This is a genomic window from Planktothrix rubescens CCAP 1459/22 (assembly GCA_904830895.1).
Lineage (GTDB): Bacteria > Cyanobacteriota > Cyanobacteriia > Cyanobacteriales > Microcoleaceae > Planktothrix > Planktothrix agardhii.
In genome coordinates, this window is record LR882958.1 from 905870 (window position 1) to 918603 (window position 12734).

Below are 12734 nucleotides of genomic sequence, written 5' to 3' on the forward strand. Positions count from 1 at the left end.
CAGGTGGCGATCGCTCTTTCTTTACTCTTTTTCACCTGACTTTGAAACAGCCCTGGGGGCTAGGGGGGGAGGAAACAGGGGGGAAAATACTTCACCGTCTGGGTTCTAAGATCCGTCTGGTGTCCTAACTACCTTGGCGGTTGCTATACTGTTTATGTAGTTACACAAGACGGAAAAAGGTGGGTCTAGCCCACCTCAATCAATCTAATTGATTTCTGGCTTAACCCAATAACGCTTTCGCCTTAGCCAAAACATTATCAACGGTGTAACCGAATTTCTCCATCAACACACCACCCGGAGCCGAGGCACCAAAGGTATCAATGCTGATGCTGTCGCCTTCGCTACCCGTGTAACGTTGCCAACCAAAACTACAACCCGCTTCCACAGCTAGACGTTTGGTAACAGCTTTAGGTAACACAGACTCTTTATAAGCAGCATCTTGTTCTTCAAACAGTTCCCAACAAGGCATAGAAACCACCCGAACTTTTTTCCCAACCTGGGTTAATTTTTCGGCGACTTCCACACACAGAGAAACCTCGCTTCCAGTTCCGATTAGAATTAAATCGGGAGTTCCTTCGCTATCGGACAGAACATAAGCCCCTTTGCCGACCACATCAATAGAACTACCGTTTAAGTTCGGTAATGCTTGGCGAGTTAAGGCTATCAATGTGGGACGATGACGGTTTTCCACAGCGATTTTATACGCACCAGACGTTTCGTTACCATCCGCCGGACGCATCACCAACAAGTTAGGAATCACCCGCAAGGAGGCAATGGTTTCCACAGGTTGGTGGGTAGGGCCATCTTCCCCAAGGGCAATCGAGTCATGGGTCATCACATAGATCACACCAATTTCCGATAAAGCAGCTAAACGAATCGCCGCCCGCATATAGTCGGCAAAGACTAGGAAGGTAGCACAATAGGGAACTAACCCCGAACCATGCAAGCCAATACCATTACAAATTGCCCCCATTCCGTGTTCCCGAACACCGAAACGCAGGTTACGATTTTGATATTGTCCTTTTTGGAAATTACCAAAACCCTTGATCTCCGTTAAGTTGGAGTGGGTTAAGTCCGCCGAACCCCCAATTAATTCGGGAATAGCCGGAGCTAAGGCATTCAGACATCCTTCGGAATATTGGCGAGTGGCTTTACCTTTTTCATCGGGAGTGAATGTCGGTAAGGATTTTTCCCAACCTTCGGGGAGTATTCCACTGGTGCGGCGTTCAAATTCCGCAGCTTCTTGGGGATATTTGGCTTTATAGTCAGCCCAAGTTTTATTCCATTCAGTTTCCAGATTAGCCCCACGTTCAACGGCTTTGCGGGTATGGGCTAAGGCATCTTCAGGAATTTCAAAGGGTTCATAGTTCCAACCCAGGTTTTTCCGAGTCGCGGCCACTTCATCTGCGCCCAAAGCGGCTCCGTGAACTCCAGCAGTATTTTGTCTGTTGGGAGAACCGTAACCAATGATGGTGGTAACTTTAATGAAAGTGGGTTTATCGGTGACAGCCTTGGCTTTAGCAATGGCGTCGGCGATACCATCTAAGTCGGTATTCCCATTTTCAACGTGCAGAACGTGCCAGCCGTAGGCTTCAAACCGTTTGCTCACATCTTCGGTAAAGGAAATCTCGGTATTTCCATCAATAGAAATATGATTATCGTCATAAAGGGCAATTAATTTACCCAGTCCCAGATGTCCCGCTAAGGAACAGGCTTCACCAGAAACCCCTTCCATGTTGCAACCATCACCCAGGATCACATAGGTATAGTGGTCTACCAGTGCAGCATCGGGTTTATTGAAGGTCGCCGCGTCATGAGCTTCGGCCATCGCTAACCCAACGCCATTGGCAATCCCTTGACCTAAAGGGCCAGTGGTAACTTCCACACCCTCAGTTTCAAAGTTTTCTGGGTGGCCAGGAGTCCGAGAACCCCACTGACGGAATTGTTTAATATCATCTAAGGTGACGCTATCATATCCCGTTAAATAAAGGAGGGCATACTGCAACATACAGCCATGACCTGCGGATAGGACGAAGCGATCGCGGTTATACCATTTAGGATTTTTGGGATTGAACCGCATAAACCGATCCCACAACACAAAGGCCATGGGCGCGGCACCCATTGGTAATCCTGGGTGGCCGGATTTAGCTTTTTCTACCGCATCAATGGCTAGGAAGCGAATCGAATTAATGCAAAGTTCTTCAAGTGATTGGGCTGGATCAACCATAATTATTGTTATCTGTAAACTTTAGTGAGTGCGTGAGCGCTCATTTTATAGAATCTCAACAAGTGATTCTCTGCCATAAGTCGCTCTGGAATTACCCTTAGACCGCATCACAATCATCTCATCACTTGAGACACGCAAGCAACCCAATTCTTGATTTTTGGTCAAAGTTTATTTTCTTGCCTATGCACAAATTGTCAATTTTGTCAATACCCTACCCGTTACTTGCCATTTTCCCCAATTTAAGATTGCTATATCTTTAAAAATGTTTATCAATTAACACTGGAATTTGTTTTGATTCAACTTTGCTATAATGGATTTTATCGGGTAACATCACAAGATTAGGGCCAGATTTACATTTTTTCAGACATCCTGTTTTTTGAATCGTGACTTGATCTTCTAATCCCCGTTGGGCTAACTCTTTTTCTAATAACGAACAAACCCGATCTCCTCCCCGTTTGCGACAATCGGATTTTTGACAAATTAGGATTTTTGCAGGTTTAACAGGAATAACTGAAGGTTGAGTTAAGGGAATTTCGCCGTCTTGATCAATCTGAGAATTAAAAGAAACTGATGGAGTTAAAGTTGATATCGGTTTTGAACTTGAAAGCACTTGCGTTGCTTTTAGCTTAATTTTTCCGGTTTTAAAATCTTGTTTTTTCTGGCCTGTAACCTTGACTTGATAACCCGGAGCTAAATCAGAAATTCCAATAATTCTGACTTGTTTGGAAATTTTAATCAATAATAATCCCAAAGAAGTCATCAAGGTAATTACTTTAGGTCTTCCATCTTTAATCCCCACATTTTGGATTGTTCCAGTGAGATTGAATTCCATATTTAATGAATGGGATGATTGAACTCTATTTTGAATCATGGGGACAAACCAGCCCACAGATCAAGCCCTAGACTCTGATCGGTGAACCTCTATAGACTAGGATACCTCAAATGAAAATTATTCTCAATAGATCAAATAAAATTTTTCTCAATTCTGACGAGATGGCGATCGCCAGTTGTGGCCAGGGATAAACCCCGATCTTAAATACTGAGAAATGCTAAGTTTATAAAAATTTCTGTTACTTAGGATACATTTTGCTAAAAATATGTAAAAATTTTAGATAGAGAAATCATGGAGTCGATTAATATGAATCTGGAAGACAAAGCCCGGGAACTCTTGGTACAAGATCGCCAACACCAAGAACACATCAGTGAAAATATGCTCAACCGAGTAGCCGAAGAAGAACAAGCGGTGGAACAAACCCACGAACAAGCGCGAGAGTTATTAGCTCAAGATCGTCTACATGACGACCATCTCCAAGAAGCGATGTTGACTCGGGCTGAGGAAAAATCAAGTCATTTTCCGGTGTTCCTTCCTATACTTTCAACTTTCCCCAGTTAAGACCAAAAGCAATATTGAGATTTTCCAAAGATTCCACTAGCCAAAATACTTTATCTCGGGGAAAAGTGGCATAATGGTTAAATAGAATCGAGAACCGTTTTTCTAAATCTGATTTAACCTTCCGACAAATTAAGACAATTTTTAAGAGTAACCCAATTGAACGAGTCACACCCAAGTTACTGCTTAAATCTAAAAACACAAAGTGATGGGGTTGTTGGGGACTTTCTACGACTAGGAAATTTAATAACTTGCGACAGGTTCCCGCTATCAGAGTATCATTCACTTTCTGACTATCATTGTGTGAGAGCGTCCCTTGAAGTTCTCGGTACAAGCGATTATTAAAATGTTTTTTTGCATATTTAGTATCAACTGCATCCGTTAAATATTCATACAATTCTTCTTTAAACGTCCGATAAGTACGAGCGTTTTGAATTTGATTGACAAAAATTTTGGCTAAATCATCATAGGTATGATAACCGTCAATTCTCCCCGTAAAATGTTTGAGGGAAAAATTCAATTTTTTATCCGTTAATAGGGTAGGGTTTTCCACAGTTGGTAAGATTAACCGTTGTTCCCGATGAATATTTTTAAAGGTGAGATATTGAGATAAATCATGTTCAAAAGTTTCTTGAGCCTGCGTCCGCATATCCCGAATTTCCTGGCGTTGTTCATCGGGACTATCATCGGTTAAAAAACAATGATCATATAAATAGGGATAGGGATAACGACTAATTAAACCCTCGACATTATCACTTTTTTTATCTTCTTCCGCTTTGATTTTTTCTTCAAAAACCATACTCAAACGGCGCAGAGCTTGGTATTGTTCGGTTTGAGTAAATCGTTTAACTAATGAACGGAGGCGTTTTGCTGTCCAACAGGAGGGTAAACCCGAGGGTGTTTGTTCAAAACTATGAATCAGTTCAGGAATCGCCCACTGATCCCTGGGATGTTTGCGCCATCGGTTAATTAAAATATAGCAACTGCGGTTCAGAACATACTGAAATTCTATATTAGCTAAATCGGAATCAACAATCCGACCGACGGCTAAATTAACTCCTAAATCGGGGTATTCCCCACCTTGGATAAACAGATTAAAGAAACGCTGAATCAGTTGTCGGGGTGCTTCAAGATCAACACAGCATTGCAGATGAACATAAATGACTTGCTCATCTGACGAATGGTAATACTGGCTGAACCCCAAACTATTCACGGTACAACCCCTCTTTTTCTAGGGACAGATCGAACACAACAAGAAAACTATTACAACCCCAAACTGTCACCCAACATCATAACCTGCTTGAGTCCGTTTTCCTAACCGTCCCAATGTTCGAACAAGTGAGATTTCAATTTTCCCTCCCGTCTCTTTCGGAGTATGCTCCTACTGGTATCGAGGCAAGTACAACGTCCAGTTATCTTTAACCCACTTCTTCTGTAACAACAAAAGAAATTTGAATAAGAATCAACCAAGGATGACTGAAAACTTGAGGCAGAGTGTGGCTTACGTAAGAATACATATATTCTATAGATAAATCATTACAACTTCTATAAAGATTTAGCAAAAATCAACGATAAATTGTAAAGATTCGGTAAAGCTATTTCTTATCAGCTTTGATCACGGTTAAGATCGATGGCTCCCAGGGCTTTAAGTGTAACTTTTTGTGCCGTTGTGATTCCGGTCACACCTGTAATATTTAAGCCATTGTAGGGCTTATCAGCGCGTAAGGTTTTTAAACATTCATTAGTGTGTAAATCCCACACCTTAATCCCTTGATCATGACTTCCACTCGCCAAAAAATTTCCTTGAGGATCACCATGAACTGACCAAACGGGGTGATCATGACCCTTGAGGTTTTTCACACATTCCCCGGTGGCAATATCCCACAATTTAACATTATGATCATAGCTGCCACTTACCCAAACTTCTTTCTGAAGATAGAATAAAATTCCTTGGACTCGTTCAAGTTCACCTCGCCAGGTTTGCAGACATTCACCAGTTTCAACATTCCAACATTTCACCGAACGATCATAACTCCCACTGACTAAAACAGAACCCTTGTCCGTAAACCCCAAAACATGAACCCGATCACTGTGACCTTCGAGAACCGCCAAACATTCTCCCGTTAGTACATTCCAAACTCGGATCTGATGGTCATTACTCCCACTGGCTAAAATCCGATCCCGGGGACTAAAAGCCACCGAACCCACCCAACGCCGATGACCTTCTAAGGTTTGTAACAGTTCTCCGGTCTGTACATCCCAGACTTTCACCGTTTGGTCATCACTAGCACTGGCGAGTAGCATACCTTCGGAACTAAAGGTCACAGCTTGAATCCGATCGCTATGACCATGTAAGGTTTTGAGACATTCCCCCGTCTGTGCATCCCAAACTTTGACCGTTTGGTCATAACTCCCAGTGGCGATTAACCCGCCATCGGGACTAAAGACCACTGACCATACCCAATCCCGATGACCGGGTAAATGCTTGAGACAACGACCTGTCCCCACATCCCACAGTCGCACCTTATTGTCATCACTACCAATAGCCAAACGCCGACCATCAGGACTCACAACAAACGACCAAACCTGATGACGATGACCCCGTAAGGTTCGTAACCGTTGCCCAGTTTGCACATCCCATAACTGCACTATCCGATCTACACTTCCAGTGGCGAGGGTTTGACCATCGGGACTAAAGGCTAAGGAACAGACCTGACTTTCCAGTCCGGTTAAAGTCTTTAAACACATTCCCGTTCGGATATTCCAGAGTTTCACGGTTTGGTCATCGCTGCTACTGGCTAATAGTTCTCCATCGGGACTAAAAACCACGATCCAAACCGAGTCTTGATGACCTTCAAAGGTATGGAAACTGTTACCAGTATTGGCATCCCATAGATGAACTGTTTTTTCCTGGGTACTACTGGCGATCAAATGAATTTTACCAGGAGTTAATCCCGAAGCAACGAAGGTAACGGCCCAATTCCAGGCCTCATTGCCATAGAAAGTGTGTACACAGGTTGCGGTTTGAATATCCCAGAGTTTGACCGTCTGATCCTCACTGGTGCTGGCGATCTGTTCACCATTGGGACTCCAGGTGAGGGTGGATAGACGGTCAGTATGACCGATGAACTGATGCACAGATTGTCCCGAATCAATATCCCAGATCCGAATCTTTTGGTCATCGCTACCACTGGCTAATAAATCCCCTTGGGGGCTAAAACCCACGCAATTTACCGTTCCTTGATGGTCTGACCAACGGTTTAGGCATTCTCCGGTTGAGACTTTCCACAGTCGCACAGTTCGATCCTCACTACCACTGGCGAGTAAAGTACCATCAGAATTGAAACTGAGGGACTTGACGCTTCCGGTTTGACCTTGACAGACTAATAATAGTTGACCTTCTTCGACTGTCCATAAAATAATTTTGCCTTCTGTATCTCCGGTGGCTAGAATTCCGTTATTTCCCAGGGCGACGGTGAGGGAATTTCCTAGGGTTTTGGCAAACACTGATCGAGATAAATCGGAACCGGAAAAGTTAACGTTTTGTAAGTTAGCATCTTGTAAATAGGCTTGCCAGAGTGTTAATTGAGAAAAGTCATACTCTGCTAAATCGAGATCTAAGTGGTGACAAAGATTCAGAATATTCCCGCCTCCATAACCGGAGGAATGACGGTCTTGTTTTAACCGTTCAATTAGGGTTTTAAATTTTTGATTGAGTTCTCCTGAAATTCGATAACGGTTGAGGAGTTTTTGAACAATCGGTTGCAGGATTAAACGGGTTTGACTTTCTCTAATATAATCTTTGGCTTGGGATTTTATTATGGGATATTGATTAAGAATATTAATGGTTTCTGTTTCGATTTCTTCGATAACTTTTTCAATCAATTTTTCAATTATATATTCCATGACTACGGGTTGTTGGGTGAAACTCCCACTACTTTTTTCAATTAGCGATCGCCGACTCAAGGATTCTAGGGCTTCGATCAGTTTTACGGGGGAAATAATTGATAACAAATCTTTCCTTAAATCCACTATTGTAGAAGGTTCTCGATTAATCGCTAACCAGTACATGGTTTCTAATTCCAGTTCAGAAATTCGCCCCAATTGTTGTTCTAATAAATCCCTAATATCCCCAAATATCGCCGTTCCTTCCCGGATTTGGTCTAAAAAATCACTAACATTCCCAGCAAATAAATCATAAATAGTAGTGGTGACAATTTTCAATGCTAGGGGATTTCCGGCATAGCGTTCAATTAATTCTTGCCATTGTTCTAAGTAACTATAAACTCCTTTAGCTTGAATGATTTCTTGGCAATTTTTTGTATCTAATCCCGGTAAAGGTAAACAACGAACTTTCAGAGTTTGACCTTCTAATGCTGATATTTCTCTGGGTTTTTCTCGACTGGTAATCAATAGACAACTTTTGTGTTGGGTTTCTCCTAAACGTTTAAATAGATCCCCGTAATTTTCATAACCTGGATAGTAGCGTCCAACTCGATTTCCTTCTTGTAAAATTGATTCTAAATTATCTAAAATAATTAAGCATTGAGAGGTTCTTAATAATTCCATCAATTGAGAAATTTGACGGGCAGGATCGGTCGACAAGTTATATTCAGTCTTATTAGCAAAAAATTGAATTAAATCGATTAAAATTTCAGTTAATGGCGGTGCATTTCTGAGCGATCGCCAAATCACATAATCAAAATTAGGATGAATTTGTTGAGCAAATTTTACTGATAAAGAGGTTTTTCCCATTCCCCCCATTCCTAATAACGCAATCACCCGACAATCTTCCTGCAAAGTCCACTGTTCAAGTTGAGCGAGTTCTTGAAGGCGTCCATAGAACTGAGACACATCCGGTGCTTCTCCCCAGTCCACATTTGAGGGGGTTGACTTTTGAGGATTAAGGTTTGAGGGTTGAGGGTTGACGGTTAAGAGCAAACTAGGGAGAACAATTGTACTACTGACTTCTCCATCTTCCTCTAATAAAGCGTCTAAGGAACGACGTTCAATGACGGCGCGAAAATTCTTTTTCCCAACTTTTTCACCTAACTCATCTGATAATAACTTCCATAATTTTGGCCCTACGTCCTGCTTCAGATATTCAGGAGTACAGCGATATTCTAAAGCAATTTCATGATATTTCTGACAGTACCAAGTTCCTTGAATAACGGCGGTTTGTGCGTCAGTCAAGTGTTTTCCGGTTTTGTTAAAAACCAATGTATCGGTAATTGCAAGTGCCTGTTCAAAGTTCATCATGACCAACAGATACAACCGAGTTTGTTTTTGCTGTTTATCCCGCACCTTTACTATACCGTCGCAGGAATTGTAACAGAAAGTGGTTATATCGGAACTTATCTTTGATCTTCTCAAGGTCAGAATTTTATTTTTTATATAGAAGATATCATATCCATTAACATCAATGAACTTTGAAAGTTTTCTTTTTGAGGCGGTTGTAATTCTTAACTAAAATTAAAGTCAGCCTTGTATTAAAGCTGACTTAGTAATTATTGAATTGAGATTGTGGTCGTTGAAATCTTCTAATTAAACATCGTGACATAGACAGAATTTAAAAAATGGGATTTAAGACATTTTCTCAAAATAGTTTAAGCCAGAGGAAACTACGCTGCCAGCGAAACAGAGATATGTATAGTTTCATCCATTGAAGACTGGGAATAATCAGGATAAGAATACATGACGGATTTCGCTTCCATGATGCTTCCAAATCGTTCCAACCAATCAAAAATTCGATCCAGTTGTTCTAGTGTAATTAATCCATACTGCCATAGGATCATCGGTAACTGACCTGAATCGTTTTCAGGGTGGCGCAAAGCTGTAGCAATTGAGGACGCGGGGATCGCTAACTCCCAACGTAAAAACTGAATTAGTTGTGCTTGTTTGGGTGAAATCATTTTGAGGTTCCTAGAAATCGGGCATAAAAAGTTAGATTCTGGTAGAAATTAAGTTCCACATTATTAATCTTACCGAAAATCTAGGGCTACTCAGTGACAGATATCTGGCGAAATCTGTGATTAAATCTGGTTAATGATGTGATCATCATCACAGGGCAAATAATCACTACACTCAGTCTCTACAAGATTTTATTTTCGGAGTTGAATTGAGATAATGCTACCACTCTTTGGGTGAACATCGCTTTTTGATGGTATTTTAGTTATGGAAGTTTGAGTACCTTTGCTAAAAATGGTTTAATAAAAATCGATTCATTAAAAAAATATTAAAAATTCCCGAATTTGGTTAATCGTTGAAATGTAGGTTTTATGAGAAATTCTATCGTTCAGGGCGTCAAAACAGCAGAATTCGTCTATTACCCCCCCCAAATCGCATTAACGGCAAAACGGATTTTGGTCAAACCCAATTTAGGATATCCCGTTGGGCCGCCCGTTACCGTCAGTTTGCAGGTCTTAACCACGGTAATCCAAACCCTGCGACATCAAAACCCTGATGCGGAAATTTTAATAGTAGAAGGGGTTTGTTCTCCGGTGTCTCTGGGTGAAATTGTTCGTCGTCATGGGATAGATCAAATTTTAGGGGACGGAATGCGGATTTTGGATGCGGATATCCTCCCTTTAACTGAATATCCAAATTTGTCCCCCCAACCCGTGCGGTTTAAATCGATGTTCGCCCCCAGTTTATTGACAGAGGTGGACTGTCGAATTAGTATCGGGGCATTTAAACGAACTATTCTAAATGGAAACCCTTTAATTTCTGCATCCTTAAAAAATTTATATGGTTTGTTTCCCAGGGCGCATTATCGCGCGAGAAGTCCCCATTCACGAGGACAATTACACCGTCCTTCTGTTCCGTTAATCTTACAGGATGTTTATTTTTGTATCGGACATTTATTTGATGGGGCTATTGTAGATGGCGATCGCCAATTTATCAGTCCTAATTGGAAACCCGACCGAGGTGAATCAATCCCATTAGGAAAAGTATTTTGGGGGGAAGATTTAATCAGCGTTGATCGAGAAGCCTGTAGGGTTGCAGGGGAAATAATTCCCAGTTATTTAGGCCGGATTGATCAACTGCGTTCGTAAAATAATACCCCCATTTTGACCACACAAATGAAAGGCTTTTTGGGTAGCTAAAATATGTTCTGGGGTTTCGGCAATCGGAACCGTTAGCGCACAATTATCGACTAGATAATCATGTAACTTTGATTAAAATTGTTCCAGAAATCTATTGAAAACGAGGAACGGTTTGATTAAGATATAGTTTAACAGGGGATAGAGCAAGGGATTGTCACTGAGGGAATAGAAGAATAATTTTTATGTTTAGGTTTGATGATTTTATAGTATTTAAGGATATTCTAAAGAAGTGTTAGAATCAAGGAATAGCCATACCACACCGGACGGGGTTGCTCCCAAGTCAAATCAAAGGGTAAATTCCTGATACCTAAAAAATCCTAATTCAATGAGGACTATGATGCTAAACCGATTCAAAGCGATTTATAGGATAGTAATTTTAAGTTTAGGGTTGGTTTTCCTACTGGGAATCACACCTACTTGGGCTGCTCAACCCCTCCCTGAACCCAATGCTCAAGGTAACTATGTGAGCCTATCTTCCCATCTATATTGGCAAGTTGTTGATTCCGATCCTAATGGGTTGAATTGTCGCATGGGAAATTCAAGCATTGAAGAAATTTGGAATCCTGATAACCCTGGATTTCCTAGTATTAGTAATTGGCCGGTAGTTGCCACATTTAAACCCGATGAGATTTTTCGAGCGCAAGTGAGTTATAGTGGCTTTGTTTTCACCAGAGATGCTCAATTTTTACCTTGGATTTTTGTTAAGAAAAAACTTGATGGCACACCTACAAACTGTTTTATACGGGCGAATAGTGCATTAATTAAACCCGTTGAAGAACCAATGAATAATAATATTTCAACTCCCACTGTTGAACAACCAACAGATAATAATATTATTTCAACTCCCACTGTTGAACAACCAACAGATAATAATATTATTTCAACTCCCACTGTTGAACAACCAAAGGATAATATTTCAACTCCACCCGTTGAACAACCAAAGGATAATAATATTTCAACTCCAACTGTTGAACAACCAACGGATAATAATATTTCAACTCCAACTGTTGAAACGCTTCCTGATACTAGCAGTGACAACACTGAACCCTTTATTGATTTGTAGGTATCTCTCGTTTCTAGGTAGAACCTAGAAACAAGAGATAGGAGTTACTAATTTTTTTTTTTGGGTTTTTTTGGTGGGATTTAATAGTATTTAATCTGGCAAATCTGGATCAATTCCCAATTCCCGCAACTTAGCCGCCAATCGTTCTGCCCGTTGTTGTTCTTGGTCTGCTCGTTGGCGTTCTTGAATAGCTTCTTCTGAACTCCACAGTAACAAATTACCTGAATTATCCCACCAACGCAGCCAATTCATAGTTTGTTGCAACCGTTCCCCCGACCAAATTCCCAGATATAATTCTAGTTGTGGAATCCATACCCGTCCCTGATCATTTGCTGGGTGTAAAACATATCGCCCATCTTGCAAATAACGGACTTCTAAACTTCTATCGTAGGGGTCATAAGTGATGTATGTAGGAACTTGAAGAATCTGTTCATAAAAGTGGAATTTGCCATAGGGAGGAGTTGAGCGGATAGATAATTCTCCTCCATCTGCTTCTGATAGAAATTCCATCACAATCTCAATATTAGCGCCATCAATATTAGGGCTATAACTTCGACGAATTACTCCTTGGGGTAGAGGATGGACTTGAGGCACATAAAACCAGTCTGGAGCTTTGACAACAGTGTTTTTATTAACAGTTGCAACTAGCCCTAAATTAGAAGCAATTAGCATTTCTGGCTGAATATATCCGGCGGCTCCGAGTGCATCGGTCAGAGCCGCAGCCAGAACGGGCTGCTCAAGTTCTGTTTTGCCGTCAGCAAAGCTTTGGATTACCTGAAGCGCAACTTCAATCTCGGTGTGGCAATCTTTATTACCCACATTCCGCAGATATTTAAGCCAATTGAATTGCCAATTAAATTGGAATAAATAAAAGCCCAAATCATTATATGGCAATCATTTGGGCTATTTTCAATGTAGAATAATAATTAGAGTAGCTGAACAAATAAA

General features: G+C 41.1%; 9 protein-coding genes. 3 read left to right on the plus strand and 6 right to left on the minus strand.

Annotation, left to right across the window (positions count from 1 at the left end):
• Window positions 1–220: 220 nt before the first annotated feature.
• Together tkt and NMG86_RS04360 are read right to left on the minus strand one after the other, a co-directional pair.
• On the minus strand, window positions 221–2227 hold the full coding sequence (gene tkt, locus NMG86_RS04355) for a transketolase (protein WP_026797090.1): 2007 nt from the start codon (window positions 2225–2227) through the stop codon (window positions 221–223).
• A gap of 256 nt (window positions 2228–2483) precedes the next feature.
• Window positions 2484–3059, minus strand: a complete 576-nt coding sequence (locus NMG86_RS04360) for a (2Fe-2S) ferredoxin domain-containing protein (RefSeq protein WP_026788830.1) — start codon at window positions 3057–3059, stop codon at window positions 2484–2486.
• A 306-nt stretch (window positions 3060–3365) separates the two neighbouring features.
• Between NMG86_RS04360 and NMG86_RS04365 the strand changes: the two genes are divergently transcribed.
• Window positions 3366–3620 carry a hypothetical protein gene (locus tag NMG86_RS04365; protein WP_043937948.1) on the plus strand — a complete coding sequence of 85 codons (255 nt, stop codon included), beginning with the start codon at window positions 3366–3368 and terminating at the stop codon, window positions 3618–3620.
• Here NMG86_RS04365 and NMG86_RS04370 read toward each other — a convergent pair.
• The 3 genes from NMG86_RS04370 to NMG86_RS04380 all read right to left on the minus strand — a co-directional run bounded on the left by NMG86_RS04370 (window position 3595) and on the right by NMG86_RS04380 (window position 9529).
• Window positions 3595–4830, minus strand: a complete 1236-nt coding sequence (locus NMG86_RS04370; protein ID WP_043938847.1) for a Sll1247 family protein — start codon at window positions 4828–4830, stop codon at window positions 3595–3597. The two genes, NMG86_RS04365 and NMG86_RS04370, sit on opposite strands and share 26 nt — an antisense overlap.
• Window positions 4831–5222: 392 nt before the next feature.
• Window positions 5223–8921, minus strand: coding sequence for a WD40 domain-containing protein (locus NMG86_RS04375; RefSeq protein ID WP_144018165.1), 3699 nt, complete (start codon window positions 8919–8921; stop codon window positions 5223–5225).
• 317 nt (window positions 8922–9238) lie between these two features.
• Window positions 9239–9529: a DUF2949 domain-containing protein gene (locus NMG86_RS04380; protein ID WP_081692362.1), complete on the minus strand. Its 291-nt coding sequence runs from the start codon at window positions 9527–9529 to the stop codon at window positions 9239–9241.
• Window positions 9530–9895: 366 nt separating this feature from the next.
• Between NMG86_RS04380 and NMG86_RS04385 the strand changes: the two genes are divergently transcribed.
• Together NMG86_RS04385 and NMG86_RS04390 are read left to right on the plus strand one after the other, a co-directional pair.
• A complete protein-coding gene (locus tag NMG86_RS04385) occupies window positions 9896–10672 on the plus strand; it encodes a DUF362 domain-containing protein (protein ID WP_042153324.1) in 777 nt (258 codons plus the stop codon).
• A gap of 385 nt (window positions 10673–11057) precedes the next feature.
• The gene (locus NMG86_RS04390) at window positions 11058–11786 is read left to right on the plus strand and encodes a superantigen-like protein SSL4 (RefSeq protein ID WP_144018166.1); all 729 of its coding nucleotides are present in this window, start codon (window positions 11058–11060) and stop codon (window positions 11784–11786) included.
• 90 nt (window positions 11787–11876) lie between these two features.
• On the opposite strand, the gene NMG86_RS04395 is transcribed toward NMG86_RS04390, so the two are convergent.
• Complete coding sequence (locus tag NMG86_RS04395; RefSeq protein WP_338010934.1) at window positions 11877–12680, minus strand: Uma2 family endonuclease; 804 nt, start codon at window positions 12678–12680, stop codon at window positions 11877–11879.
• Window positions 12681–12734 lie beyond the last annotated feature (54 nt).

Excerpts from the sequence above, each read along its gene's own strand:
- tkt (WP_026797090.1), bottom strand. The coding sequence starts at position 2,227 with ATGGTTGATCCAGCCCAATCACTTGAAGAACTTTGCATTAATTCGATT.
- NMG86_RS04365 (WP_043937948.1), top strand. The coding sequence starts at position 3,366 with ATGAATCTGGAAGACAAAGCCCGGGAACTCTTGGTACAAGATCGCCAA.
- NMG86_RS04380 (WP_081692362.1), bottom strand. The coding sequence starts at position 9,529 with ATGATTTCACCCAAACAAGCACAACTAATTCAGTTTTTACGTTGGGAG.
- NMG86_RS04385 (WP_042153324.1), top strand. The coding sequence starts at position 9,896 with ATGAGAAATTCTATCGTTCAGGGCGTCAAAACAGCAGAATTCGTCTAT.
- NMG86_RS04360 (WP_026788830.1), bottom strand. The coding sequence starts at position 3,059 with ATGGAATTCAATCTCACTGGAACAATCCAAAATGTGGGGATTAAAGAT.
- NMG86_RS04390 (WP_144018166.1), top strand. The coding sequence starts at position 11,058 with ATGATGCTAAACCGATTCAAAGCGATTTATAGGATAGTAATTTTAAGT.